This window comes from Streptomyces iranensis, assembly GCF_017874715.1.
In the GTDB taxonomy this organism is placed as follows: domain Bacteria; phylum Actinomycetota; class Actinomycetes; order Streptomycetales; family Streptomycetaceae; genus Streptomyces; species Streptomyces iranensis.
Map to the genome: position 1 here is coordinate 139,060 of NZ_JAGGLR010000013.1, position 26,619 is coordinate 165,678.

22 protein-coding genes are annotated in these 26,619 nt (G+C 71.7%); 16 read left to right on the forward strand and 6 right to left on the reverse strand.

The genetic code is table 11. The features are described from left to right. The first annotated feature begins 116 nt into the window (after positions 1-116). From J2Z30_RS24320 to nudC, 3 genes are read left to right on the forward strand one after another with little or no spacing between them, the layout of a single operon-like run. Complete coding sequence (locus J2Z30_RS24320; protein ID WP_308280036.1) at positions 117-3,857, forward strand: ATP-dependent helicase; 3,741 nt, start codon at positions 117-119, stop codon at positions 3,855-3,857. Between the two features lie 54 nt (positions 3,858-3,911). After that, entirely contained in the window at positions 3,912-5,315 is a 1,404-nt protein-coding gene (locus tag J2Z30_RS24325) for a dipeptidase (protein ID WP_044570219.1), read from the forward strand. Between the two features lie 51 nt (positions 5,316-5,366). Further along, positions 5,367-6,302, forward strand: coding sequence for an NAD(+) diphosphatase (gene nudC / locus J2Z30_RS24330; RefSeq protein ID WP_044570217.1), 936 nt, complete (start codon positions 5,367-5,369; stop codon positions 6,300-6,302). A gap of 113 nt (positions 6,303-6,415) precedes the next feature. On the opposite strand, the gene J2Z30_RS24335 is transcribed toward nudC, so the two are convergent. Next, a complete protein-coding gene (locus J2Z30_RS24335) occupies positions 6,416-6,658 on the reverse strand; it encodes a mycoredoxin (RefSeq protein WP_044570215.1) in 243 nt (80 codons plus the stop codon). Between the two features lie 147 nt (positions 6,659-6,805). Between J2Z30_RS24335 and J2Z30_RS24340 the strand changes: the two genes are divergently transcribed. The 4 genes from J2Z30_RS24340 (at position 6,806) to J2Z30_RS24355 (ending at position 10,295) form a co-directional block, all read left to right on the forward strand. Next, the gene (locus tag J2Z30_RS24340) at positions 6,806-9,100 is read left to right on the forward strand and encodes an ATP-dependent DNA helicase UvrD2 (RefSeq protein WP_078957309.1); all 2,295 of its coding nucleotides are present in this window, start codon (positions 6,806-6,808) and stop codon (positions 9,098-9,100) included. A 142-nt stretch (positions 9,101-9,242) separates the two neighbouring features. Continuing rightward, complete coding sequence (locus tag J2Z30_RS24345) at positions 9,243-9,509, forward strand: hypothetical protein (protein WP_078956650.1); 267 nt, start codon at positions 9,243-9,245, stop codon at positions 9,507-9,509. Positions 9,510-9,624: 115 nt separating this feature from the next. Then, positions 9,625-9,987 carry a WhiB family transcriptional regulator gene (locus tag J2Z30_RS24350; RefSeq protein WP_044570211.1) on the forward strand — a complete coding sequence of 121 codons (363 nt, stop codon included), beginning with the start codon at positions 9,625-9,627 and terminating at the stop codon, positions 9,985-9,987. After that, the gene (locus J2Z30_RS24355; RefSeq protein WP_044570209.1) at positions 9,984-10,295 is read left to right on the forward strand and encodes a putative WhiB-interacting protein; all 312 of its coding nucleotides are present in this window, start codon (positions 9,984-9,986) and stop codon (positions 10,293-10,295) included. Before J2Z30_RS24350 ends, J2Z30_RS24355 begins: the two co-directional genes overlap by 4 nt. Before the next feature lie 155 nt (positions 10,296-10,450). Here the strand turns inward: J2Z30_RS24355 and J2Z30_RS24360 are convergent, their stop codons facing one another. Both J2Z30_RS24360 and J2Z30_RS24365 read right to left on the reverse strand, forming a co-directional pair. Beyond that, positions 10,451-11,905 (reverse strand): ABC1 kinase family protein, encoded by a 1,455-nt coding sequence (locus J2Z30_RS24360; protein WP_044570207.1) that lies wholly within the window; start codon positions 11,903-11,905, stop codon positions 10,451-10,453. A 74-nt stretch (positions 11,906-11,979) separates the two neighbouring features. Then, positions 11,980-13,191 carry a ThiF family adenylyltransferase gene (locus J2Z30_RS24365; RefSeq protein ID WP_044581417.1) on the reverse strand — a complete coding sequence of 404 codons (1,212 nt, stop codon included), beginning with the start codon at positions 13,189-13,191 and terminating at the stop codon, positions 11,980-11,982. Between the two features lie 203 nt (positions 13,192-13,394). Between J2Z30_RS24365 and J2Z30_RS24370 the strand changes: the two genes are divergently transcribed. The 4 genes from J2Z30_RS24370 to J2Z30_RS24385 all read left to right on the forward strand — a co-directional run bounded on the left by J2Z30_RS24370 (position 13,395) and on the right by J2Z30_RS24385 (position 17,375). Next, complete coding sequence (locus J2Z30_RS24370; RefSeq protein ID WP_044570204.1) at positions 13,395-14,024, forward strand: M48 metallopeptidase family protein; 630 nt, start codon at positions 13,395-13,397, stop codon at positions 14,022-14,024. Positions 14,025-14,180: 156 nt separating this feature from the next. Next, a complete protein-coding gene (locus J2Z30_RS24375) occupies positions 14,181-15,905 on the forward strand; it encodes a TerD family protein (RefSeq protein ID WP_209468815.1) in 1,725 nt (574 codons plus the stop codon). An 11-nt stretch (positions 15,906-15,916) separates the two neighbouring features. Next, on the forward strand, positions 15,917-16,600 hold the full coding sequence (locus tag J2Z30_RS24380; RefSeq protein ID WP_044570200.1) for an AIM24 family protein: 684 nt from the start codon (positions 15,917-15,919) through the stop codon (positions 16,598-16,600). A gap of 16 nt (positions 16,601-16,616) precedes the next feature. Further along, complete coding sequence (locus tag J2Z30_RS24385) at positions 16,617-17,375, forward strand: AIM24 family protein (RefSeq protein ID WP_044570197.1); 759 nt, start codon at positions 16,617-16,619, stop codon at positions 17,373-17,375. A 132-nt stretch (positions 17,376-17,507) separates the two neighbouring features. On the opposite strand, the gene J2Z30_RS24390 is transcribed toward J2Z30_RS24385, so the two are convergent. Next, on the reverse strand, positions 17,508-18,035 hold the full coding sequence (locus J2Z30_RS24390; protein WP_044570194.1) for an NUDIX hydrolase: 528 nt from the start codon (positions 18,033-18,035) through the stop codon (positions 17,508-17,510). Next, positions 18,032-19,531, reverse strand: coding sequence for a zinc-dependent metalloprotease (locus J2Z30_RS24395; protein WP_044570190.1), 1,500 nt, complete (start codon positions 19,529-19,531; stop codon positions 18,032-18,034). Before J2Z30_RS24395 ends, J2Z30_RS24390 begins: the two co-directional genes overlap by 4 nt. A gap of 191 nt (positions 19,532-19,722) precedes the next feature. Between J2Z30_RS24395 and J2Z30_RS24400 the strand changes: the two genes are divergently transcribed. The 4 genes from J2Z30_RS24400 to J2Z30_RS24410 all read left to right on the forward strand — a co-directional run bounded on the left by J2Z30_RS24400 (position 19,723) and on the right by J2Z30_RS24410 (position 22,894). Continuing rightward, on the forward strand, positions 19,723-20,832 hold the full coding sequence (locus J2Z30_RS24400; protein WP_044570187.1) for an NAD-dependent epimerase/dehydratase family protein: 1,110 nt from the start codon (positions 19,723-19,725) through the stop codon (positions 20,830-20,832). An 84-nt stretch (positions 20,833-20,916) separates the two neighbouring features. Further along, positions 20,917-21,384, forward strand: a complete 468-nt coding sequence (locus J2Z30_RS24405) for a molybdenum cofactor biosynthesis protein MoaE (protein WP_037952335.1) — start codon at positions 20,917-20,919, stop codon at positions 21,382-21,384. A 152-nt stretch (positions 21,385-21,536) separates the two neighbouring features. Continuing rightward, positions 21,537-21,719 carry a hypothetical protein gene (locus tag J2Z30_RS49840; protein ID WP_020868566.1) on the forward strand — a complete coding sequence of 61 codons (183 nt, stop codon included), beginning with the start codon at positions 21,537-21,539 and terminating at the stop codon, positions 21,717-21,719. A gap of 80 nt (positions 21,720-21,799) precedes the next feature. Continuing rightward, positions 21,800-22,894: a YlbL family protein gene (locus J2Z30_RS24410; protein ID WP_078956649.1), complete on the forward strand. Its 1,095-nt coding sequence runs from the start codon at positions 21,800-21,802 to the stop codon at positions 22,892-22,894. Between the two features lie 50 nt (positions 22,895-22,944). Here the strand turns inward: J2Z30_RS24410 and J2Z30_RS24415 are convergent, their stop codons facing one another. Then, positions 22,945-23,508 (reverse strand): PPA1309 family protein, encoded by a 564-nt coding sequence (locus J2Z30_RS24415; protein ID WP_044570179.1) that lies wholly within the window; start codon positions 23,506-23,508, stop codon positions 22,945-22,947. Positions 23,509-23,642: 134 nt separating this feature from the next. Between J2Z30_RS24415 and J2Z30_RS24420 the strand changes: the two genes are divergently transcribed. Further along, entirely contained in the window at positions 23,643-26,591 is a 2,949-nt protein-coding gene (locus J2Z30_RS24420; protein ID WP_078956648.1) for a UPF0182 family membrane protein, read from the forward strand. Positions 26,592-26,619: the final 28 nt, after the last annotated feature.

The window sequence follows — 26,619 nt, forward strand, 5'->3', positions numbered from 1 at the left end:
CGGGGCCGGGGCGGCGCGGCACCGGGTTGACGCCGTCGCCCGTCGAGCCGTGGCCACGGGGCGGCCGTCGACCGGCGCGGCGGGGCGTGTCGGTGGGCACCGATAGCCTCACTGGAGTGTCAGCCCGCATCACCGATCCCGAGGAGCTCAAGGAACTCCTCGGGATCCCGTTCACCCCGGAGCAGGTGGCGTGCATCACCGCACCGCCCGCCCCGCAGGTGATCGTCGCCGGGGCGGGCTCCGGCAAGACCACGGTGATGGCCGCCCGCGTCGTCTGGCTGGTCGGCACCGGCCAGGTCGCGCCCGACCGGGTGCTCGGCCTCACATTCACCAACAAGGCCGCCGGAGAGCTGGCGGAGCGCGTCCGTAAGGCCCTCGTCACGGCGGGCATCGTGGACCCGGACCCGGATCCGGGCGCCACCGAGGAGGCCCCGGGCGACCCCGTCATCTCCACGTACCACGCCTTCGCCGGACAGCTGCTGAAGGACCACGGGTTGCGCGTCGGCCTCGAACCGAGCGCCCGGCTGCTCGCCGACGCCACCCGCTTCCAGCTCGCCGCACGCGTCCTGCGCTCCGCCCCCGGCCCGTATCCGGCGCTCACCCGCCCCTTCGCCGACCTGGTCACCGATCTGCTCGCGCTCGACGCCGAGCTCGCCGAGCACCTCGTCCCCACCGGGCGGCTGCGCGCGTACGACACCGAGCTGCTGCGGACGCTGGAGGGCACGCGGCTCACCAACGAGGCGCTGCGCAAGGTGCCCGAGGCCGCCCGCGCCCGCCAGGAGCTGCTGGGTCTGGTCGAGGGGTACCGCGAGGAGAAGCGCCGCCGCGATCTGCTCGACTTCGGCGACCAGATCGCCCATTCGGCCACCCTGGCCCGGGACCACCCGGAGGTCGGCCGGATCCTGCGCGAGCAGTTCGCGGTCGTGCTGCTCGACGAGTACCAGGACACCTCCGTCGCCCAGCGGCTGCTGCTGTCCGGTCTCTTCGGCGGCGGCACCGGACACCCCGTCACCGCCGTCGGCGACCCCTGTCAGGCCATCTACGGCTGGCGCGGCGCCTCCGTGGCCAACCTGGACGACTTCCCCGAGCACTTCCCGCATGCCGACGGCCGCCCGGCGGAGCGTTTCGCGCTCAGCGAGAACCGGCGCAGCGGCGGCCGCCTGCTGGACCTCGCCAACGGGCTGGCCGCCCCGCTGCGCGCGATGCACGAGGGCGTCGAGGCGCTGCGCCCCGCGCCCGGCGCCGAGCGGCACGGAGCGGTGCGCTGTGCGCTGCTGCCCACCCACGCCGAGGAGCTGGCCTGGCTCGCCGACTCCATCGCGCACCTGGTGCGCACCGGCACCCCGCCCGGTGAGATCGCGGTGCTGTGCCGTACGGCGGGTGACTTCGCGCAGATCCAGGGCGCGTTGGTGGAGCGGGACATTCCGGTGGAGGTGGTGGGTCTGTCGGGGCTGCTGCATCTGCCGGAGGTCGCCGATCTGGTGGCCGTCTGCGAGGTCCTCCAGGACCCGGGGGCCAACGCCGCGCTGGTCCGTCTGCTCACCGGGCCGCGCTGGCGGATCGGCCCCCGCGACCTCGCGCTGCTCGGCCGCCGCGCCCGCGCGGTGGTCTCTTACGGCGGGCCGGACGGGGCGGAGGACGATCCGGACCGACGGCTCGCCGAGGCCGTCGAGGGCACCGACCCCGCCGAGGTGATCTCCCTCGCCGACGCCCTCGACACCTTCCTGGAGGCGGGCGGTGGCCCGGACGACGGGCTGCCCTTCTCGGCCGACGCACGAGTCCGGTTCGCCCGTCTCGCCGCCGAACTCCGCGAGCTGCGCCGCTCGCTGGCCGATCCGCTGATGGACATCCTCCACCGGGTCCTGGCCACCACGGGCCTCGAGGTCGAGCTGTCCGCCTCACCGCACGCCCTGGCCGCGCGCCGCCGCGAGACGCTCGGCAACTTCCTGGACGTCGCGGCCGCCTTCGCGGGCCGGGAGGGCGGTGCGGCCGTGGACGGCGAGGCCACCCTGCAGGGCTTCCTCGGCTTCCTGCGCACCGCCGCGCAGTACGAGAAGGGGTTGGACAACGCCCTGCCCGGCGGCGAGAACACGGTCAAGGTGCTCACCGCCCACAAGGCCAAGGGGCTGGAGTGGGATGTGGTGGCGGTGCCGGGGCTGGTCGCCAAGCAGTTCCCGAGCGAACAGTCCCGCGAGTCCTGGACGGCGAACGCGAAGGTCCTGCCGCACGAGCTGCGCGGGGACGCCCGGACCCTCCCGGACGTCACCGCCTGGGACAGCAAGGGGATCGCCGCCTTCAAGGACGCCATGAAGGGGCATCAGCGGACCGAGGAGCTGCGGCTGGGCTATGTGACCTTCACCCGGCCGCGCTCGCTGCTGCTCGGCTCCGGGCACTGGTGGGGCCCCACCCAGAAGCGTCCGCGCGGCCCGTCGGGCTTCCTGGACGCGCTGCGCGAGCACTGCGAGGCCGGGTACGGCGAGATCGAGGCATGGGCCGAACCGCCGGAGGAGGGCGCGGAGAACCCGGCCCTGCGGGAGTCGGCGGCCGACCGGGCCTGGCCGCTTCCGCTGGACCCGGCCGCGCTGCGCCACCGCCGCCGCGCCGCTGATGTGGTGCTCGCCCACCTGGCGCGCATCGAGACGGCGGGGGAGCAGCCGACCGCGCACAGCGAGGGGCCCCCCTCGGCGGACGGGGACCTCTTTCCGGAGCCCCCGGAGGAGCTTGAGCCCCCGGAGGAGCTTGAGCCCCCGGAGGACCCGGAGTGGCCCGAGCCTCCGGAGGATCCTTACGGTTCTTACGAGGACGAGCCCTACGACGGCGCGCCGCACCCCGGCCCTCACACCGCGCCGGAACCTGGTGCACCGGAGCCCGATGTGCCCGAAATCACGTCAGAACCGGCCGAGGGCGAACTGGCGCCCGAGGAGGCCCGGCTGGCCGGCTCCTGGGACCGCGATCTGGACGCGCTCGCCGGAGAGCTGCGCCGGGCCCGCGAGACCGTGCACGAGGTGCCCCTGCCGGGCACGCTCACCGCGTCCCAGCTGCTGCGCCTCGCCGCCGACCCGGACGGCTTCGCACGGGAGCTCGCCCGCCCCATGCCCCGGCCGCCGCGCCCCGCCGCGCGGCGCGGCACCCGCTTCCACGCCTGGGTCGAGTCGCGCTTCGAGGCGCTGCCGCTGCCCTTCCTCGGCCCGGACGAGCTGCCGGGCGGTGAGGACGACGAGGCGGAGATCGCCGACGAGCGGGATCTGGCCGCGCTCAAGGAGGCGTTCGCCCGCACGCCGTATGCGCGTCGCACCCCTTACCGCGTGGAGGTGCCGGTCCAGCTGACCCTGGCGGGCCGCACCATCCGCGGCCGGATCGACGCGGTGTACCGCGAGTCCGGTACGGGCCCCGACGACGGCCCGCGCTACGAGATCGTCGACTGGAAGACCGGCCGCTCCCAGGACGCCGACCCGCTGCAGCTGGCCATCTACCGCGTCGCCTGGGCCGAACAGCACGGACTGCCCCTGTCGGCGGTCACGGCGGCCTTCGTGTACGTACGCAGCGGTGAGGTGGTCCGCCCCGCCGGGCTGCCCGGCCGGGCCGGGCTCGAGCGCGTCCTGCTCGGGGAGCCGGGGGACGCGGAAGTGGGCGGGAACGTGGACATCGGTGGCGGGGACGGGGACGCGGAAGTCGGCGGGGACGCGGACGCGGACGTCGGCGGGAACGTGAACGTCGGCGGGGACGCGGAAGTCGGCGGGAACGTGGACGTCGGCGGCGGGGTCGGAGACGCAGACGTCGGCGCGGACGGCGCCGCGGACGCGACCGGAAGTGACCGTATCGATGCCGGAACCGTAACCGAGAGTGAGCGCACCTGAGCGGCCCGGAGGCCCCCGCCCTTGTCCGGCCGCGGGCCGGATAGGCTCACATGCATGAGCAACACCCCGGACACGGACAACGCCGTCCGCGCCTTTGTGGACGGCCATCGCGCCGCCTTCCTCGCCGAGCTCTCCGAATGGCTGCGCATCCCGTCCGTATCCGCCGACCCCGCCCGCGCCGACGACGTCCGGCGCGGCGCCCAGTGGCTCAGGGGCCACCTGGCCGCCACGGGCTTCCCGGTGACTGAGATATGGGACACACCGGGCGCCCCGGCCGTGTTCGCCGAATGGCCGTCCGGCGATCCCGACGCCCTTACGGTGCTCGTCTACGGTCACCACGACGTCCAGCCCGCCGACCGCGCGGACGGCTGGCGCACCGACCCCTTCGAGCCCGTCATCGAGGACGGCAGGCTCTACGCCCGCGGCGCCGCCGACGACAAGGGGCAGGTTCTCTTCCACACCCTGGGGATACGGGCACACCTGGCCGCGACCGGCCGTGTCGCGCCCGCGGTGAACCTCAAGCTGCTGATCGAGGGCGAGGAGGAGTCCGGTTCCCCGCACTTCCCCGAGCTGGTCCGCGCGCACGCCGACCGGCTGGCCTGCGACACCGTGATCGTCTCCGATACCGGGATGTGGTCCGAGGACACCCCGACCGTCTGCACCGGTATGCGCGGCCTCGTGGAGTGCCAGGTCGATCTCCACGGCCCAGGCCAGGACATCCACTCCGGCTCCTTCGGCGGCGCGGTCCCCAACCCGGCCACCGAGGCCGCCCGACTGGTCGCCGCGCTGCACGGCGACGACCGTAAGGTGGCGATCCCCGGCTTCTACGACGGCGTCGTGGAGCTGACCGAGCGTGACCGCGAGCTCTTCGCCGAGCTGCCGTTCGACGAGGCGGGCTGGCTGCGGACCGCGCATTCACGGGCCACGCTCGGCGAGGCCGGGTACTCCACCCTGGAGCGGATCTGGGCCCGTCCGACCGCCGAGGTCAACGGCATCGGCGGGGGCTACCAGGGGCCGGGCGGAAAGACCATCGTGCCCTCGGCCGCCCAGCTGAAGCTGTCCTTCCGGCTGGTGGCGGGCCAGGACGTGGAGAAGATCCAGTCGGCCGTGCGGGACTGGGTCGCCGCCCTGCTCCCGGCCGGGATCCGCCATGAGATCACCTACTGGGGCGCCACCCGCCCCTGTCTGACCCCGCTGGACCACCCCGCGCTCCAGTCGGTCGTCCGCGCCATGGGGCGCGCCTTCGGCCAGAAGGTCCGCTTCACCCGCGAGGGCGGGTCGGGCCCCGCCGCCGATCTCCAGGACATCCTCGGCGCTCCGGTGCTCTTCCTGGGCATCTCGGTGCCGTCCGACGGCTGGCACGCGCCCAACGAGAAGGTCGAGCTCGGCCTGCTCATGAAGGGCGCCGAGACGGCCGCCCACCTTTGGGCCGATCTGGCCGAGAATGGACGGGAATAGCTTGCTCATGTACGTGAACCACCCATTTCACTGGGGGAGTTGGAAGCAGCTGTGACCACCTCGACCGACCACGCCACCGACCGGCCGATCACGCTCAGCGCCCCGGGCGGCATCGACCGCTCCGCGCACCACCGCTTGGACGAGGCGTGGCTGGCCGCTGCGTGGAGCCACCCGACGACGCGCGTCTTCGTGGTCTCCGGCGGCCAGGCCCTGGTCGACGACACCCCGGACGGCCGTACCGAACTCGTCATGACCCCGTCCTTCGAGGCCCCGCCCACCGAGAACCACCGCTACTTCCTGGGCACCGACCAGGAGGGCGTGCGCTACTTCGCGCTCCAGAAGGACTCCCTGCCGGGGCGGATGGACCAGTCGGCGCGCCCGGCCGGGCTGCGCGAGGCGGGCGTGCTGCTCTCCGAGCGCGACGCGGGGCTGCTGGTGCACGCGGTCGCGCTGGAGAACTGGCAGCGGCTGCACCGCTTCTGTTCACGCTGCGGTCAGCGCACGGTGATCGCGGCGGCGGGCCATATCCGCCGCTGCCCGGCGTGCGGGGCCGAGCACTACCCCCGCACCGACCCCGCCGTGATCATGCTGGTGAAGGACGATCAGGACCGGGCGCTGCTGGGACGCCAGGTGCACTGGCCGGAGGGGCGCTTCTCGACGCTGGCGGGCTTCGTGGAGCCGGGCGAGTCGATCGAGCAGGCCGTGGTCCGCGAGGTGGCGGAGGAGGCCGGTGTCACGGTCGGTGAGGTCGATTACGTGGCCAGCCAGCCGTGGCCGTTCCCGTCCAGCCTGATGCTCGGCTTCATGGCCCGTGCCACGTCCTCCCGGATCCAGGTGGACGGCGAGGAGATCCACGAGGCGCGCTGGTTCTCCCGGGACGACCTGCGGGCCGCGATCGAGTCCGGGGAGGTCCTGCCTCCCTCCGGAATCTCGATCGCGGCCCGGCTGATCGAGCTCTGGTACGGCGAGCCGCTGCCGCGGGGCTGAGTCAGAGACCGCGGGACTGACGCAGCACCGGACTGACGCAGAGACCGCGGGACCGACTCAGTGGCCGCGAGGGCCGGGTCAGAGCCCGCGGGGGCGGCTCGGAGACCGCCCGCTCAGAGCCCGACCTTGGCCTTGACCTGCGCCAGGGACGGGTTGGTCAGGGTCGACCCATCGGGGAAGAGGACGGTCGGCACGGTCTGGTTGCCACCGTTCGCCTTCTCTACGAAGGCCGCGGACTCCGGGTCCTGCTCGATGTTGATCTCGGTGTAGGTGATGCCCTCGCGGTCCATCTGCCCCTTCAGGCGTCGGCAGTAGCCGCACCAGGTGGTGCTGTACATCGTCACAGTGCCGGACATCGGTCTTCGCTCTCCTCGGGGTCGTGGTGGGTGGGCAGAAGGTGAACGCTCACCTTCCGCCGGTGATTCCCGGATTCATATGACCGGAAGGCCATGGCTGTGGACAACCGGCATCGGGCGTCTCAGGGGACCTGGCAGCATGGCGGGGTGACTGCAGCAACGTCCTCCACTCTGTTCCCGCACGGCTCGACGCCGGGTGCCTATGCGGCCACGCCGCGTGACGCCGACGCGGTGCTCGATGGGCTCGACCCCGAGCAGCGCGAGGTGGCGACGTCCCTGCACGGCGCGGTGTGCGTGCTGGCCGGGGCCGGCACCGGCAAGACCCGTGCCATCACCCACCGGATCGCCTATGGGGTGCGCGCGGGGATGCTCCAGCCGGCCAGTGTGCTGGCCGTCACCTTCACCAACCGCGCGGCGGGGGAGATGCGCGGCCGGCTGCGGCAGCTCGGCGCGGGCGGGGTGCAGGCGCGCACCTTCCACTCGGCGGCCCTGCGTCAGCTGCAGTACTTCTGGCCCAAGGCGGTCGGCGGTGAGGTGCCGCGGCTGGTCGAGCGCAAGGTGCAGCTCGTCGCCGAGGCCGCCGCCCGGTGCCGGGTCCGGCTGGACCGCAATGAGCTGCGGGACGTGACCGGCGAGATCGAATGGTCGAAGGTCACCCAGACCGTGCCCGAGGACTATCCGGCCGTGGCCGCCAAGTCCGGCCGTGAGGCCCCCCGGGACGCCGCCGAGATCGGCCGGATCTACGCCACCTATGAGCAGTTGAAGCGCGACCGCGGCGTCATCGACTTCGAGGATGTGCTGCTTCTCACGGTCGGTGTGCTCCAGGAGCGGCCGGACATCGCCGATCAGGTGCGCCGTCAGTACCAGCACTTCGTGGTCGACGAGTACCAGGACGTCAGCCCGCTGCAGCAGCGGCTGCTGGATCTGTGGCTGGGCGAGCGGGACAGCCTCTGCGTGGTCGGCGACGCCAGCCAGACCATCTACTCCTTCACCGGCGCCACCCCCGACCATCTGCTGAACTTCCGCACCCGCCACCCCCGGGCCACCGTGGTCAAGCTGATCCGGGACTACCGCTCGACCCCCCAGGTGGTCCACCTGGCCAACGGGCTGCTGTCCCAGGCCCGCGGCCGGGCCGCCGAGCACCGGCTGGAGCTGGTCTCCCAGCGGGAGGCGGGCCCCGACCCGGTCTACGCCGCCTATGCGGACGAGCCGGCCGAGGCCGAGGGCACCGCCCGCCGGATCCGGGAGCTGATCACCCCGGTCGAGCGGGGAGGCGCGGGGATCCCGGCGAGCCAGATCGCGGTCCTGTACCGGGTCAACGCCCAATCGGAGCTCTATGAGCAGGCGCTGGCCGATGCCCAGGTGCCCTATCAGCTGCGCGGTGCCGAGCGGTTCTTCGAGCGGCCCGAGGTGCGGGAGGCGGGGCTGCTGCTGCGCGGCGCGGCCCGTGGCGGAAGCGCCGACCCGGAGCTGGCGGACGCGGACATCCCGTCCCAGGTGCGGGCCGTGCTGGGCACCCGTGGCTGGACGCCCGAGCCTCCGTCGGGATCGGGTGCGGTGCGCGACCGCTGGGAGTCCCTGGCCGCCCTGGTGCGGCTCGCCGAGGACTTCGCGGCGAGCCGTCCCGGGGCCACCCTCTCCGATCTGGTGGCGGAGCTCGATGAGCGGGCGGCGGCGCAGCACGCCCCGACCGTCGAGGGTGTGACCCTCGCCTCGCTCCACGCGGCCAAGGGCCTCGAATGGGACGCCGTCTTCCTGGTCGGTCTCACCGAGGGAATGGTGCCGATCACCTACGCCAAGACGGAGCAGCAGATCGAGGAGGAGCGTCGGCTGCTGTATGTGGGGGTCACCCGCGCCCGTCGCCATCTGACGCTGTCCTGGGCGCTTTCGAGGGCTCCGGGCGGCCGGGCCTCCCGCCGCCCCACCCGCTTTCTCAACGGGCTGCGGCCCGGCTCCCAGGCCGTCGGCGCCCGTGCCCCGGGCGGGGGCGGCGGGATCGAGCGCGGGGCGGCGGCCTCGGGCGGAGGCGGCGGGGTGCGCAAGCGGCGTGGCCCGGTCCACTGCCGGGTGTGCGGCCGGGCGCTGACCGACGCGGGCGAGATGAAGCTGATGCGCTGCGAGGGCTGCCCGTCCGAGCTGGACGAGGCGCTCTATGAGCGGCTGCGCGACTGGCGGGCGGAGCAGGCGGGGCTGCTGGGGCAGCCGACGTACTGCGTGTTCACCGACAAGACACTGCTCGCGATCGCCGAGGCCGTTCCGGGAACCGAGCCGGAGCTCGCCCACATCTCCGGTGTCGGAAGGCGCAAGCTGGACCGGTTCGGGGCCGATGTTCTCGCGCTGTGCGCGGGCAGGGAACTGCCCTCCGCACTCGACGGCGAGGGCGACGGTGATGCCGGGGGAAGCCATTCGGGTGACCGTTGGCAAAACTCGACGGAAAAATAGTTTGCGCGCGTGGAGGCCCTACCCATAGCCTTCCGAGCACGGAAGACAACGGCCCTTCCAGGAGCCGACGATTCCGTGTTGTACTGAACACCCGGATTGGTTTCGGACCGGTCCCTGAGACGCCGAGAGGAGGCGAAGACCAGTGATCAGCTTCATCAACAGCATCAAAAAGGCCGATCGGTCGGTCGTCGCCACATGCCTGCTCGGCTCTGCGCTCCCTGGCACCGGTATGCCCGGCGTCAATGAGGCGCGCCTCAGCGAGCGACCGATCCAGGCACCTGAGGTAGCAGCAGCGGCACAGGCAATGGCCTATGCCTTTGCGGCCAATGGTGCCGAATCCCGGACGACGCAGCAGCACCACAAGACGTGGGCCTTCCGCAGGCTCGAACCCTGGAGTTATCCAGCCTGATCCAGGATCAGGTCGGCACCTTCCAGGGCCGCGGAACCCACACCGGGATCCGCGGCCCTTTTGATTTGCCAGAGCCCGGCCACCAGCCGGACCGAAGAGACGAGGAACACACACCGTGCAACTCAACGCACACGCCCCGTCCGCATCGACCGACCTGAACCGCCCGCCTGACTCCTCGGAGGACTCCTTGACCCCGCTCACCGCCCTCACCGAACTCGATGAGGCCATCGAGAACCTGGGTGTATCCGTTCCGTGCCGCTCGTACGACCCGGAGGTCTTCTTCGCCGAGTCCCCGGCCGACGTCGAGTACGCGAAGTCGCTCTGTCAGACCTGCCCGCTGCGGGAGGCATGCCTCGCCGGCGCCAAGGACCGCCGGGAGCCCTGGGGCGTCTGGGGCGGCGAGCTCTTCGTCCAGGGCGTGGTGGTGGCCCGCAAGCGGCCGCGTGGTCGCCCGCGTAAGAACCCGGTCGCGGCATGAGCACCATCGGCACCATCGATCGCCCAGCGACGCACGACCCCATGAAGCAGGTCACGACGATGACCCCACCGGTCTCCGAAACCCCCGCACCAGATACCTCAGGTGCGCCCGAGGCGCGCCAGAACAGGAACCGAGAGAGGCAACTCATGCAAGAAGCCCTGGCACGTGCGCATATGCACGACCGGCTGCGGGAAGCCGAGTCCGAACGGCAGGCCGTTCGGCTCGCGGCCGCCCGCCGGATGCAGCGGCGTGCGGAACGTGCCTCGCGCCGCGCCCGCCGCGCTCTGGCCATGGCGGTCATGCAGTGACCACCATGTGCGGCACCGGCCGGAGGCGGAGCTGACACACAACACACACCGACGGGTCCTACGCCGACCCATCGCGTGACCACGAAGGGCCGGTCCGATCGGGCCGGCCCTTCGGCTATCCCGAGGCGCCCGCGCTCAGACGGAGGTCTCCGAGCTCAGGCAGAGGTCTCCGCGGCCTCGGGCTCCTCCTCGGCGCCGTCCGAGGCCTCTTTCCCGGCGTCTGCCGCGGGGCCTTCTTCGGCGTCCTCTTCGGCGCGGTCCTCGGACTCCGGGTCCGTGGCGAAGCCGGGTACCCATGCCTCGAGCTCGTCCCGCATCCGCACCGTGGCACCCAGCTGGCACAGCACTCCGATGGTGCTCAGCGTCACCCGGTGAATCAGCAGATAGGCGGGCGGCAGATTCAGCTGATTGCCCAGCTCATAGACGGGGGAGTGACGGTCGGCCATCCGCGCCGCCTGGCTGCGCAGCCACTGCCGGTCGAAGACGAACGCGTCGGCCTGGGCCGGTTCGAGCATCGGCAGCAGGAAGTCCAGCAGATCATCCGGGTCGAGCTCGATCGTCGGCTTGACGAACCCCTCCCCGCGCATCAGGTCATAGACCCCCGCGGCGTCGTTCTCGAGCGCCATGCGCAGCGCGATGCCGATGGGCTCCGGAAGCCCTCCCGGGAGCCGGTTCACCGAACCGAAGTCCAGAACGCCCAGCTTCCACTGTTCCGGCGGGCCGTCCGGGGCGTCCCCGGGCAGCAGCCGGAAGTTCCCCGGATGGGGATCGGCGTGCAGCAGCCCGGTGCGGGACGCTCCCGAGAAGAGAAAACGGGCCAGCAGCTGCCCGGCGCGGTCCCGCTCCTCCTGTGTGCCGTCGGCTATCACCTCGGAGAGCGGCACCCCCTCCAGCCATTCGGTGATCAGTATCTGATCGCTCTGGTGCACCACCTCGGGCACCACGATCTCCGTGTCCTGTGCGTACTCCTCCGCATGGATCCGCTGGGACGCCGCCTCCAGTTCGTAGTCCAGTTCCTCGGCGACCCGCTCGCGCAACTCCGCGATCAGCGGCTTGACGTCCAGCCCCGGCACCAGTGGCCCCAGCACCCGGGCGAACCGGCTCAGTTGGTTGAGGTCGGACAGCAGCGCCTCGCCCGCCCCGGGATACTGCACCTTGACCGCCACCGTGCGCCCGTCGTGCCAGACCGCCCGGTGCACCTGCCCGATCGAGGCGGCCGCCGCGGGCTTGTCCTCGAACTCCTGGAACAGCTCCGGCCAGTCCGGGCCCAGCCGCTCCTCCAGCGCCGCGTGGACCGTGCGGCTGGGCATGGGAGGGGCCGCTTCCTGGAGCTTGGTCAGGGCCGCCCGGTAGGGCCTGGCTATCTCCTCGGGAAGGGCCGACTCGAAGACCGACATGGCCTGTCCGAGCTTCATGGCCCCGCCCTTGAGCTCGCCGAGGACCTTGAACATCTGCTCCGCGGTGCGCTGCTGCACCTCACGTGCGACGATCTCCGCCGGCCGTCCCCCTATCCGCTTCCCGAGCCCCCATGTGGCGCGCCCCGCGAATCCCAAGGGCAGCGCCGCCAGTTTGGCGGTACGGGTGATCGCCTTGCGCGGCAGATCGGTCATGCGCCCCTCCAACTACAGCCGTGCCATCCCGGAAGGTGGCCCCCGGGCCCCCGTGCCCACTCCGCGGACGTGGGTCACCCGGACATTGTCGCGTGCGGTGCCTCTGCGGCCGAGGCATATACGGCATCCTCCTCCCCGGCCGCTCCACAGCCGCATCCGGGATGTGCTTCGATCGGGCGCGCCTCCCAGACGAGCGAGGGAAGCGCCAGCTCCCACCGGACCCCCGCGCCCCCGGAGGGGCGGCCGTCGAGGAAGGCCAGCGCCTGCACCGCGGTGAGCCCCGCCACCACCATCGCCAGCGCCGTGTCACAGGCCGGGGCGGTGCGCCGGCGCCCGGACCGCCACTGCGCGAGCATCCTTGGCCAGACGGGCTCCCGCTCGGCACGGCCCGCCGCGGCGCACCCCGCGCAGGGCGTGATCCCCGGCACCACCAGAGGGCCCACCGCCCCCGTCGCCTCGATGACTCCCGCGAAGAGATGGGGGGTGCCGGAGGCGAGCAGCGGCCGGGTCTGCTCCGGATCCGGTGCGTACGCCGCGAGGCCGTCACGCGGGGCGATCACCACCAGCGCCAGTCCGGGCTCGGCCGAGGCGGTCCGCTCTCCCGAGAGGGCCCGCTCTGCCGAGGCGGTCCGCTCTCCTGAAGGGACCTTCTCGCGCGCGGGGGCCCGCTCTGCCGCGGAGGTCCGCAGCCGCGCCGACCGGCGGGGGAGTGGGGCGGGCGCGGCCTGGCGCACCATGCGGCGTGCCGCCAGATCCCGGCGCTCCCCGATGTGCTCGGCCGACAGCCCGCCGGGAGCCACATCCCAGGGCTCGACACGGCCCCCGTCCACTACATCGACCCGGCCGACCCCCGAGCCCGACAGTGCGGCCGCGACCGCCGCCCCGACCCGGCCCGCGCCCCGCACCTGAACCCGCATCGCCCGCCGCGCGGCGAGCAGCCGCGCCGCCGCTCCGGGCTCGGGATGCAGCACCGACAGCGCCCCCGCGTCGGGCCGCAGCCGGTCCAGGGCCGCGGCGGGCTCGCCGCCGTCCCTCGGCTCGTCCAGCAGACCGGCCGCCGCCAGCCGGTCCACCAGTGCGTCGGCCCGCCCCTCCGGCAGCCCGATGGCCCGCGCCTCCTGCCGCAGCAGCGGCAGACCGCGGGTGCCGTCCAGCAGCTCAAGAAAGCTGCCCGTGGCCGTGTCCACCGGCCCCATCACCACCGCATGCGCCCGGGACACCCCGAACTGAACCGTGTCCCGGCTCCGCCAGCCGCGCCGCAGCGCGGGCTTGAGCATCGGATGCATCGCCATCCCCCGTCTGATGTGCTGTCCGCTGAACCGCCTTCAGCATGCGGGGCGGCGCCCGGCCCCCGCAGCGCGTTGTCCACAGGCAGTGGAATAAGTCGTACGAACGCCGGTCGTACAAGCCGTGCACACCGTGGAGTGGTTCGGTCCGCAACCATCGGCGGGGCGGGACTTCCCCGGCTGCCAGCGGGTAACGTCGGGGCGTGTCCGCCGACCCGCCCCCTCGTACCGCGGGACAGAACGTCTCCCGCAGCGCCGCGAGCGCACCGAGCACCGTCCCGAGCCCGCAGAGCCGAGGCTCCGACGCGAGCGCGGTCGAGGTCCGCCGGAGCACCCGGCGGCGCAGGACGGTCTCGGCCTATCGCGAGGGCGACCGCACCGTCGTCCTCATCCCCGCCCGGATGTCCGAGGCGGAGGAGCGGCGCTGGGTGAGCGTCATGCTGGAGAAGCTGGCGGCCCAGGAGAGCAAGCGGATGCTGGGCGACGCGGAGTTGGCCGCCCGCGCCGAGTGGCTCTCCGGCCAGTACCTGGGCGGGCGGGCCCGGCCCGACTCCGTCCGCTGGGTCACCAACCAGAACACCCGCTGGGGGTCGTGCACCCCGGCCGAGGGCAGCATCCGGCTCTCGCACCGGCTCCAGGGCATGCCCGAGTACGTCGTGGACTATGTGCTCCTCCACGAGCTGGCCCATCTGCTGGTGCCGGGGCACGGCCGCCGCTTCTGGCAGCTCCTGGAGGCGTATCCGCGGACCGAGCGGGCGCGGGGCTATCTCGAAGGGGTGGTCGCCGCCGCGCGGTTGCCGCACCTCTCCGGGCCCCCGGACGACCAGTCGTAAGGCGACCGCGTCCGGGCGGTGAGGGATCAGCCCCCGGAAGCCCCGGGCCGTGCGGGAACCACATCCTGGTTCCAGGCGTCGCTCATAGTCGGCGGCAGCGGCTAGCCTGGCGCGCAACGCACACACCGGTACGGCGATGGGGGACGGTCCTAACGTATGGCCAGGGAATTCCAGCGCGGCCACAAGGCCAGGATCAGTGATCTGACGGCCGGGAGGGATCTGTACGTCGGGGTGCAGATCGCCGGACCCGGTCTGACCTTCGACATCAGCTGCTTCGGTCTCGACGCGAACGAGCGGCTGTCGGACGACCGCTACTTCATCTTCTTCAACCAGCCGAAGTCCCCTGAAGAAGCGATACAGCAGCTCGGGCCGCAGGCCGGGGACACGGATTCGTTCCGCGTCACGCTCGACAGCATGCCGCCCGCCATCCAGAAGCTCTCCTTCACCGCGACCATCGACGGCGCCGGGCAGATGTCGCAGGTCGGCCCCGGCTACCTGCGGATCGTCGCGGGCGGCGAGGAGGTGGCCCGGTACTCCTTCACCGGCTCGGAGTTCAGCACCGAGCGCGCGGTGATGCTGGGCGACTTCTACCTCAAGGACGTCTGGCGGTTCGCCGCCGTCGGGCAGGGCTTCGACGGGGGACTGGACGCGCTGCTCAAGAACTTCGGCGGTGAGGTGGCCGAGGAGGAGCCCGCCCCCGCGCCCGCCCAGGGCGCCACGCCCGGCTTCGCGCCGCCCGGCCAGGCCGCCCCCGCACCGGGCTTCGCACCCCCGGCCGGGGCCCCTGCCCCGTCGGCCCCTCCGGCCCCCGCCCCGCCCGCACCGCAGCCCGCCCCCGCCTTCGGCGCTCCCCAGGGAACACCGCCACAGGGCACGCCACCCCAGGGCACGCCACCCCAGGGCACGCCCCCGCAGGGCGTTCAGCCGCCCGCCCCCGGCACCCCGCAGATGCACGGCGCCCCCACCATCGCCGCGCCCATCGCGCCGCCTGGCCAGGTGCCGCCGCCCGGCCAGGTGCCGCCCCCGGGCCAGGTGCCGCCGCCTCCACCACCGGGCCAGTACCCGGGTCAGCCCCCGTTCGGCCAGCAGCCGGGGCAGGCCCCGCCCGCTCCCGCGCCGTACGGCCAGCCGCCCGCCCAGCCCTACCCCGGTCAGCCGGGCCAGCCCGCTCCGTACGGTCAGCCGCAGCCCACGGGCGGCGTCCCTCAGGGCGGTGGCGCGCCCGGCCTCCAGGCCGCGCTCTCCAAGTACCGCGAGGCGCCCACCGGCCAGCGCTGGACGCCGCAGAACCCCCGGCTGATGCGGGTCGACCTCGGCGTCGGCGGCCAGCCCGTGCTCGCCCGCCAGGGCACGATGGTGCTCTACCAGGGCAAGGTCGACTTCAGCTACAAGGGCGCCGGCTTCCGCGGCCGGATCGTCGGCAACGCGACCGGCCAGGAGATGCAGCTGATGCGCTGCACCGGCCAGGGCCAGGTCTTCCTCGCCGAGAACGCCGCCGAGCTCCACCCGATCGAGCTCCAGGGCGACGCCATCTGTGTCTCCGCCGAGAACGTGCTCGCCTTCGACGAGTCGCTGCACCACGAGGTGCGCCGGATCGAGGGCCATGGCATCCCCGGAGGCGCGCTGTTCACCATGCAGTTCCAGGGCACCGGGACCGTCGTGGTGAAGACCGAGGGCACGCCGGTCGTCCTCCCCGTCACCCCGACCACCTTCGCCGACAGCAACGCCATCGTGGCGTGGTCCGCCGGAGCCCAGGTGATCATCTCCAGCCAGGTACGGCTGCGCCGCAGCGCCTACCCGGGCCACAGCGGGGAGACCGTGAACCTCCAGTTCCGCGGCGCGCCCGGCAACTTCATCGTCGTCCAGCCCTACGAGGTCTGAGGGAGCCCGATATGGACCAGCAAATGATCTCGGGCTTCGCACCCGCCCCGGTCGCCGCCCGCATGGAGAACCACGGCCCCAGCATGCTCAAGGTCGCCATGCAGAGCGGCCAGGATCTCTTCGCCCGCACCGGCTCGATGGTGGCGTACGAGGGCTTCGTCCAGTACGAGCCCAACCCGCCCGCGGTACGGCAGATGGCCTCCCAGTGGCTGACCGGCGAGGGCGCCCCGCTGATGCGGTGCAGCGGCGACGGGCTGCTCTACCTCGCCGACTACGGGGCCAACGTCGTCTGCATCAACCTCAACGGCGACGCGCTCTCGGTCAACGGCACCAACCTCCTCGCCTTCGACGCCCACCTCCAGTGGGGCGTCGAACGCGTCAAGGGCATCGCCAAGTTCGCCGGACAGGGCCTGTTCAACGTGAGCGTCTCCGGCACCGGCTGGGTCGCCCTGACCTCCCGCGGCACCCCCATCGTGGTCGACTGCGGCCGCGGCGAGGACGAGACCTATGTGGACCCGGACGCCCTCGTGGCCTGGTCCTCCGGGCTCAAGGTGAAGGGCAAGCGCAGCTTCAAGGCGTCGTCCCTGATCGGCAGGGGCAGCGGCGAGGCGTATCAGCTCGGGTTCTCCGGGCAGGGCTTCGTCGTCGTACAGCCCAGTGAGGACAGCACCGACCGGCTCCGGGCCCGGGGCTGAGGGGGAGGGACACCAGATGCAGAGCCCACTTTTCGCCTTCACCGAGGCCCAGACGCAGGACCGCTACACGCTCCAGAACCCGCATCTGCTGCGGGTCGCCCTGAGCGGCCATGAGGATGTGCTCGCCCGTAAGGGCAGCATGGTCGCCTATCAGGGGCTCCTCGAGTTCGACGGCGAGTACCAGACGCCCGGTCAGCGCAGGGCCCGGAGCCGCACCGGTGAGGGCCTGGACCTGATGCGCTGCTCCGGGCAGGGCACGGTCTACCTCGCCAACCTCGCCCAGCACATCCATGTGATGGACGTGGACCACGACGGGCTGACCGTCGACAGCTCCTATGTGCTCGCGATCGACTCCACGCTGCACTGGGAGTCGATCGCGGTGGACAGCCAGTTCGGGATCTCCGGGTCCGGCAAGTACAACCTCAACATCTCCGGCCAGGGCAAGGTGGCGCTGATGACCTCGGGGCAGCCGCTGCTCCTCCAGGTCACCCCGGACAAGTACGTAAACGCCGACGCGGACGCCATCGTCGCCTGGTCCAGCTCGCTGCGGGTCCAGATGCAGGCACAGACGCACTCCTCGGGGGTCTGGCGGCGGCGCGGCAACACCGGCGAGGGCTGGGAGCTCAGCTTCCTCGGTCAGGGCTACGCCCTGGTGCAGCCCAGCGAGCTGCTCCCGCCGCAGAACGCGGTGGCCGGGGGCGGCATGGCCGCGCAGTTCGGCATGGGCCAGCAGGGCGCCCGCGGTCAGAACCAGGGCAACATCTTCAGCAACTGACCGAGGTCACCGCTGATGGAGCACGGCGGCCGCGGACCCCTCGGGTCCGCGGCCGCTCCGCATTCCGACAGGCTCCGCATTCCGACAAGCTCCGTGTTCCGACAGGCTCCTCAGGGCAGCCCGACGCGCGCCTCAGAGCAGCGCGCGGGTGCGCGTCACCAGGTGCCGCACCGACTCGTCGGCCACGTCCGCCACCTCGTCGTAGCCGAACCAGCGCAGATCCAGCGACTCGTCGCTGATCGCCGCCACCGCGCCCCGGGGCGCCACCGCCGCGTACTGGACGTCCAGGTGCCAGGCGCAAGGGGTCTGGTGCCGGTCGAGCCGCACCGGGCCGCCCGGCAGCAGCGTCAGCCCCGCGATCCCGGACTCCTCGGTGGCCTCGCGCAGCGCCGCGCCCGTGAGCGTGGCGTCGTCCGGCTCGCAGTGGCCGCCCATCTGGAGCCACATCCGCAGCTTCCGGTGCAGGGTGAGCAGCACCTGGTCCCGGTCCGGGTCGATCACCAGCGCGCTCGCCGTGATGTGCCCGTCCCGGCACGCCTTCCACATGCCGTCCGGATACGCGGCCAGATGGTCGCCGTACAGTCGCCGCAGCCGGTCCTGGGCGGCATCGGGCGCAGGCCACTCGGTGAGGACCCGCGCCGCGTCCTGGTGCAGGCTCACTTCTCGTCGTCGCCCCGGTCGCCGCCCTCGCGGTCGTCTTCGCCGCCCTCGCCGCCCTTACGGAGGTCGGGCCCCTCGGAGCCGCCCTTACGGAGGTCGGGACCCTCGGAACCGCCCTTACGGTCTTCACCACCGCTCGCCGCCTCGCCGAGCATCTTGTCCAGCTCGGAGAAGTCCAGCTGCTCGCCGTGGACGAAGCCGTCCGGGTCGTCGAGGTCCTGTGCCGTCGGCAGCATGTCCGGGTGCGCCCAAAGACCGTCGCGCCCCTCCAGGCCGCGGGCGTCGGTGAGGGAGGCCCACAGCCGGGAGGCGTCCCGCAGCCGGCGCGGCCGCAGCTCCAGGCCGATCAGCGTGGCGAAGGTCTGCTCGGCGGGGCCGCCGCTCGCCCGGCGCCGCCGCAGCGTCTCGCGCAGGGCGTCGGCGGACGGCAGATGCGGCTTGGCGGCGGCGTGCACCACCGCGTCCACCCAGCCCTCCACCAGCGCCAGAGCGGTCTCCAGACGCGCCAGCGCGGCCTTCTGCTCGGGGGTGTCCTCGGGCTGGAACATGCCCTGCTGGAGCGCTTCCTGCAGCTGCTCGGGGTGGGTCGGGTCGAGCTGCCCGACCGCGTCCTCCAGCTTGGCGGTGTCGACCTTGATGCCGCGGGCGTACCCCTCGACCGCGCCGAAGAGGTGCGAGCGCAGCCACGGCACATGGGCGAACAGCCGCTGATGGGCCGCCTCGCGCAGCGCCAGATACAGCCGGACCTCTTCCTTCGGCACGCCGAGGCCGGAACCCAGCGCCGCGATGTTGACCGGCAGCAGGGCCGCCTTGCCCGCCGGGCCCAGCGGCAGCCCGATGTCGGTCGAGCCGACCACCTCACCGGCCAGCACGCCCAGCGCCTGCCCGATCTGGGTGCCGAACATGGCGCCGCCCATCGAGCGCATCATCCCGAGCAGCGGGCCGGCCATGGCCTGCATCTCCTCGGGCAGCACATCGCCCATGGCGGCGCCGACGCGCTCGGCGACCGGGTCCACCAGGTCCTTCCACACCGGGAGGGTCGCCTCGACCCATTCGGCGCGGCTCCAGGCCACCGCGGTCCCGGAGCCCGAGGGCAGCGAGGTGACGCCGTCCAGCCACAGGTCCGCGAGCCGCACGGCCTCCTGGACCGCGGCGCGGTCGGCGGGGCCGACGCTCTCGTCCTTGCTGCCGTCGGCGGTGCCGCGCGCGACGGTCTGGCGGGCGATGTCCTTGGCCATGTCCCAGTTCACCGGGCCGCCCTCGTAGGAGAGCATCTGCCCGAGCTGCTGGAAGGCAGCGCCCAGGTCGCCCGGGTTCAGCGAACCGAACATCGCGGCGAACGGATTCTCCGCGCCGCCCGCTCCGCCGGCTCCGCCGCCGAACCCGAAGGGATTCGCGGGGCCCTGCTCGCCGCCCTGGCCGCCCTTCTTCTTGCCGTCGTCGCCGTCCTCCGGCTCCTCCGGCGGAAGGCCGAATCCGAATGGGGTGTCACTCACGGGTTTCCTCGGCTCGTTGGGCCACCGGCCCCGGGCCGGTGGCGGATGCCCGACATCACCACCCAGCCTAGACACCTCGCCGGTTTCCGGGCTCGGTGCTTCGCTGATCGCCGCCCTGCGGCAGGATGGACGTCACCTGGTACGTATGCGTGCATTCGCTGCGTACTGAAGACAACCGCTGGAGACGCCCGGTGAGTTCCCCAGACCGAGAAGTTCGCGCTGCGCGAAACGATACGGCCCGTACCACACGACGACCCGTCGTGGCGGTGACCGGTGCCGCCTCGGGCCCAGGTGCCCTGCTCACGCAGCGGCTCGCGGAGTCCGAAGAGGTCAAGCAGGTCCTGGCCATCGACGAGCGCCGCGGTGAGGTGACCGAGGCGCAGTGGCATGTGCTGGACGTCCGAGATCCGGCCATCGCCGAGAAGCTGCGCGGTGCCGACGTGGTGGTCCACCTCGCCGTCGACCTGGATCTGGGCACCGACCCCGCCGCCCGCACCGCCTACAACGTGCGCGGCACCCAGACGGTCTTGACGGCCGCCGCCGCGGCCGGGGTGCGCAGGGTGGTGCTGTGCACGTCCGCGATGGTCTACGGAGCGCTCCCCGACAACGCCGTGCCGCTCGCCGAGGACGCTGAGCTGCGGGCGACCGCCGAGGCCACCGGGGTCGGTGACCTCCTGGAGATCGAGCGGCTCGGGGAGCGCGCGCCGCGGGCGCATCCGGGGCTGAACGTGACCGTGGTGCGCCCGGCGCTCCTGGTCGGCGGCACGGACACCGCGCTCACTCGCTACTTCGAGTCACCAAGGCTGCTGGTCGTCGCCGGATCCCGTCCCACCTGGCAGTTCTGCCATATGGACGACCTGGTCGGTGCGCTGGAGTACGCCGCCCTGGAGAAGGTCGAGGGCGAGCTGGCGGTCGGGTGCGAGGGCTGGCTGGAGCAGGAGGAGGTCGAGGAGCTGTCCGGGATCCGGCGCATGGAGCTGCCCTCGGCGGTCGCCCTGGGCGCCGCCTCCCGGCTGCACCGGCTCGGTCTGACGCCGTCCCCGGCGGGCGATCTCGCGTACACGATGCACCCCTGGGCGGTCAGCGGCAGCAGGCTGCACGCGGCGGGCTGGCGGCCGTGCTGGACCAACGAGGAGGTCCTGGCGGAGCTGCTGGAGGAGGTCGCCGGCCGCCATACGGTCGCGGGGCGGCGTCTCGGCCGTAAGGACGCCACGACGCTCGGCGCCGCGGGCGCGACCGTGGCCCTGGTGGGCACCGCGGCGATCGTGCGCCGCGCCCGTAAGGCGCGCCGCCGGGCCTGAGGCGAGAGGCCCTGGAAGGTGTTTTCCGGGATCCGGTAGTCCGGTGGCTCCATTGATTCCCTGAGGGCGGGACGGTACGGCACGATGGACGACATGGCACATTCGTACGATCACCCCGGCGAGCTCGCGGCCGCCCACCCCATCCGGCTGCTCGCCGTCCGTGACACGCCCCTGTCCGTGGACGAGGTGTTCGGGGCGGTGGGCGATGCCGCGGCGGGCGGTACGGCGCTGTTCGTGGGCACCGTGCGCAACCACGACGGAGGCGCGGAGGTCGGTGCCCTCGGCTACTCCGCGCACCCGACCGCCGAGGCCGAGCTGCGCCGGGTGGCCGAGAAGGTCGTGGCCGACTTCCCGGTGCGCGCGCTGGCCGCCGTGCACCGGGTGGGCGATCTGGTGATCGGCGATCTGGCCGTGGTGGTGGCGGTCTCCTGCCCGCACCGCGCGGAGGCGTTCGCGGCCTGCCGCCGGCTGATCGACGACCTCAAGAGCGAGGTCCCGATCTGGAAGCACCAGACGTTCGCCGACGGCACCGAGGAATGGGTGGGTGCTTAAGGGGAATGCGCATGCGCATGGGGGCACGGAAGGGTGTACTCCGCTTGCGTAACCCCCACCCTGCCGTAAGCGTTGACCTGGCAGAGGATTAATCTGCTCATCTGTCAGTCGCGGTCCTGAACCGCGATTTTTCAAGGGGTCGGGAGGCTGCTGTGGCTGCGCTTCTCTGGTTGCTGATTCCGTTGTTCGCGGCGATAGGCGCGGCGATATACGCCGGCATAGCCGCCCGAGCCGGTAAACGGAAGTCCGGGGGGGATGTAGCCGAGCTGGCCGGATACGCCCGCTTCCGCGAAGCGATGGAGCGCCGGCCTTCCGATTCGGACGCCGCGGCCTGAGGCCGCCGCCCCGTCCGCGCCGCCCCTCGTACGGACGGCCCCGACGGTGGACTGACAGGCGCGTCCCGTACTGTCGTTCCATGCCACGCCGCACTGCGACGATGCTCGCCTCCCTTCTGATGCTGATCGCGCTGCTGTGCGCCGGAGTGCTGATCCCGGTGCCGTACGCGGAGATGTCGCCCGGACCGACGTACAACACCCTGGGTGAGCACAACGGAGAGTGCGTGCTGCAGATCTCCGGCCGCAAGAACTGTGAGACCGCCGGCGGGCATCTGAACATGACCACGGTCCGGGTCACCGGCTCCGAGTACCGGATGAACCTCGTGGAGGCCGTCTACGGCTGGCTGGCGCACGATGACGTGGTCGTGCCGCACAGCACCCTCTACCCGGACGACAAGACCCCGGACCAGGTGGACCAGCAGAACGCCGAGGAGTTCACCCAGTCCCAGGAGTCCGCCAAGGTCGCGGCGTTGCGGGCGCTGAAGAAGCCGGTCACCGCGCATGTCATCGTCGGCGCCGTCCAGAAGGGCGCCCCGGCCCAGGGCAAGCTGCACGCGGGCGATGTGATCAAGTCGGTGGACGGCACGGCGGTGCGCGAGCCCGACGACGTGGCCAAGCTGGTCACCAAGCACAAGCCGGGCCAGAAGGTGGTCTTCTCGGTCGTCCCGGCCAAGAACGTGGCGGCGGCGGAGAAGAGCGGCAAGCAGCCCACCGGCGAGGAGCGCGTCACGATCACCACCACGAAGGCGGACAAGGGCCCGTCCCGTGCCATCGTGGGCATCCAGGCCGGGATCGACTACACCTTCCCGTTCCGGATCGACATCAAGCTGGCGGACGTGGGCGGGCCGAGCGCCGGTCTGATGTTCGCGCTGGGGATCGTGGACCGGCTCTCGCCCGGCGATCTCACCGGCGGGAAGTTCATCGCGGGCACCGGGACGATCGACGACAAGGGCACGGTCGGCCCGATCGGCGGCATCGAGATGAAGACGATCGGCGCGCGCGAGGCGGGCGCCCGCTACTTCCTCACGCCCAAGGAGAACTGCGCGGCCGCCGCCAAGGACGTGCCGAGCGGGCTGCGGCTGGTCAAGGTGCACACGATCGACGACGCCCTTACGGCGCTCGGGAAGATCCGTAAGGGGGACACCGCCGGTCTGCCGAAGTGCACGACGGGCTGAGCGGCGCCCCCGTTGCGGGGACCCCCGTTACGGGGGTCGGATCGCGGCGGTCAGTCGGTGGCGAAGGTGGCGGCGAGCGCTTCCGCCAGGCCCGGCACCAGACCGGCCCCGGTGAGCACCTCGGTCGGGGAGTCCTTCTCCCGCAGCCGCAGCGCCGACTCGCGCGCGCCGTCCCGCAACACGGCCACGGTCATCCGGACCTCCTGGCGGTCCGGGTGGTCGGCGACCCACGTGGCCAGCGCCGCGTCGTCCAGGCCCTCGGGCACGGAGCTCTCGGCGGACGGCGGCAGCATCTGCCGCTCCACGGTCAGGGCGCAGCCGGTCACCGCGTCCGGCCAGGCGATGGTGGCGAGGAACTCGTCCAGCGGGGCGCCGGAGGGCAGCTCGTCCTGCTCGATGGGGGTCAGGGAGGCGATCTTCTCGCCGCCCTCGTCAAGGCCGAGCTGAGCGGCGAGGCCGGGCTCCTCGGTGCGCAGCCGGGCGGTGTCGACAAGGGCGAAGAGCCGGGCGGGCTGGTCCCAGCCGAGCCCCGAGGCGTACTCGTCGATTTCGAGTACGGCGCGGGTCAGTGGATTCGAGGCCAGCGGGTCGGTGCCGGGGGTTGCGTTGGACATGGTTCATATCGTGCCCTGTTCGGACCCGGAAACGGGAACTGAGTAAAGCCTGAGTAAGTTGCAACAGGTGGGCCCTGGAGTTCAGGGTTCCTCAATCGACAGCGAACTTCGAGGTGCGCACCTTGGCTTTCCAGATGCCGGACCGCGGCGGAGGCCCGACAGGGCCGCGGGTGAGAGTCGGCCGTCCGTCCCGGCGTGCCAGGACCCTGCTCATGACCCTGGGCGTGCTGGCCGTGTTGGCCATGCTCTTTGTCATGTTTGCCGGATTTTGGACGGATTGGCTCTGGTATCGCTCGCTTCATTACTCTTCCGTCTTCAGTACCACCCTGAAGACGAAGATCGGGCTGTTCTTCGTCTTCGGTGTGCTGATGGCCACGGCCGTCGGGATCAACATCTGGCTGGCCCATCGGCTGCGGCCGCCGCTCAGCGCGATGTCCATGGAGCAGCAGAGCCTGGACCGCTACCGGATGGGCATCGCCCCGTTCAAGAAGTGGGTGCTGCTCGCGGTCACCGCCCTGGTGGGGCTGATCGCGGGCGCCTCGGCGGCCGGTCAGTGGCGCATCTGGCTGCTGTGGGTCAACGGGGTGCCGTTCGGGCAGAAGGACCCGCAGTTCCACAAGGACGTGGCCTTCTACGCCTTCGATCTGCCCTGGTACCGCTTCCTGCTGAGCTTCGGCTTCGCGGCCACGGTGCTCTCGCTGATCGCCGCCGCCCTGGTGCACTACCTCTACGGGGGTCTGCGGGTCACCAGCCCCGGCGCCCGCGCGACCGCCGCGGCCACCGGCCATCTGTCGGTGCTGCTGGGTGTCTTCGTGGCGCTCAAGGCGGTGGCGTACTGGCTGGACCGTTACGGCCTCGCGGTGAAGTCCAGCGACTTCAAGGCGACGGGCAACTGGACGGGTCTGCGCTATGTGGACGCCAACGCCTATCTGCCCGCGAAGACGATCCTGTTCTGCATCGCGGCGATCTGCGCGGTGCTCTTCTTCGCCACGCTGTGGCGGCGCACCTGGCAGCTGCCGGTCATCGGCTTCGGGCTCATGGTGCTGTCGGCGATCCTGATCGGCGGGCTCTACCCGGCGATCGTCCAGAAGTTCCAGGTCCAGCCGAACGAGCAGGCCAAGGAGGCGCCGTACATCCAGAAGAACATCGAGGCCACGCGCAAGGCGTACGGCATCGATGACTCCAAGGTGGCGGACTACTCCGGCAAGAACGACAGCGACGGCGGCGGCGAGAAGCTCCGTAAGGACGCCAATACGACGGCCAGTTACCGGCTGATCGACCCCAGCGTCATCTCGCCGACCTTCCAGCAGCTCCAGCAGGAGCGCAAGTACTACCAGTTCCCCTCGACGCTCGACGTCGACCGCTACAAGGGCGCCGACGGCAAGGATCAGGACACCGTCGTCGGTGTGCGCGAGCTGAACCTCAACGGCATCCCCAAGCGGAACTGGATCAACGACCACTTCACCTACACCCATGGCTACGGCATGGTGGCGGCGAAGGGCACCACGACGGACCCCAACGCGGACCCGGCCGGCTCGCCGGACTTCACCGAGTCCGGGCTGCCCACCAAGGGCTCCAGCGGCGGCGGTGTCGGCACATACAAGCAACAGGTCTACTACGGCGAGAAGACCGACCAGTACTCGATAGTCGGTGGCCCCCAGAAGGAGCTCGACTACGAGAAGAACGGCGAGCGGACCACCAGCTACAAGGGCAAGAGCGGGGTCAGTCTCTCCAACCCGGTCAACCGCGCCGCCTACGCGGTGGCGTTCGGCGAGCCCCAGATCCTCTACTCGGGCGCGATCGGGGACGGTTCGCGGATCCTGTACAACCGCACCCCCAAGGAGCGCGTCGAGAAGGTCGCCCCCTGGCTGACCATCGACGGTGACGCCTATCCGGCCGTGGTCCATGGCCGGATCAAGTGGATCGTGGACGCCTACACCACGACCAACGGCTATCCGTACGCCTCGCGGACGACCCTGGGCGACAGCACGGCCGACTCGCTGAGCGACGGGGACCGCTCGGTGGTCGCGCAGCAGAACAAGGTCAACTACATCCGCAACTCGGTCAAGGCGACCGTGGACGCCTATGACGGCACCGTCAAGCTCTACGAGTGGGACTCCAAGGACCCGGTCCTGAAGACCTGGGAGAAGGCGTTCCCGGGCACGGTCGAGCCCAAGGAGAAGATCAGCGGTGAGCTGATGGAGCATCTGCGGTATCCGCAGGACCTGTTCAAGGTCCAGCGCGAGCTGCTGACCCGCTACCACGTCACCGACCCCACGCAGTTCTACAGCGGCAGTGACGCCTGGCAGGTGCCCGAGGACCCGACCCACAAGGACGGGAACGCGGTTCCGCCGTACTACCTGAGCATGAGGATGCCCGATCAGAAGGGGCAGACGTTCTCGCTGACGACGACCTTCACCCCCAACGGGCGTCCCAACCTGGGGGCGTTCATGTCGATCGACGCGGATGCCAACAGTAAGGACTACGGCACGATAAGACTGCTGAAGGTCACCTCCAACGTGCCCGGTCCACAACAGGTGCAGAGCGAGCTCAACGGTGATCCGGAGGTCGCCGAGTTCGTCCGGAACCTGAGAGGCACCGACTCCGACATCGAGTACGGCAATCTGCTCACCGTGCCACTGGACAACGGCTTCCTCTATATCGAGCCGGTCTACGCCCGCGGTGGCAGCGCCAACTACCCGCTGCTGAAGAAGGTCGGCGTCTCCTACGGCAAGGAGACGGTCTTCAAGGACACCCTGGGCGAGGCCCTGGACGCCGTCTTCGGCGAGTCGTCCGAACAGCGGCCACCGGGAGACGGCGGGCAGGAAGAGCCGCCGTCGAACTCCAACCCGACGGTGAAGGAGGCCCTCAAGGACGCCTCGGACGCCTATCAGGACGCCCAGGACGCCCTCCAGAAGCAGCCGCAGGACTGGGAGGCGTACGGCAGGGCCCAGGAGGATCTGAAGGACGCGCTGGACCGCGCCGCCAAGGCGGAGAACAAGGCGGCCGGCGACAAGGGGCAGCAGCAGAACCAGCCACGGAGTCAGAGCGCCGGCGGCGGTTCCGACAAGAAGGGCGGCTGACCCTTACGACCTGCGAGAACGGCCGGGC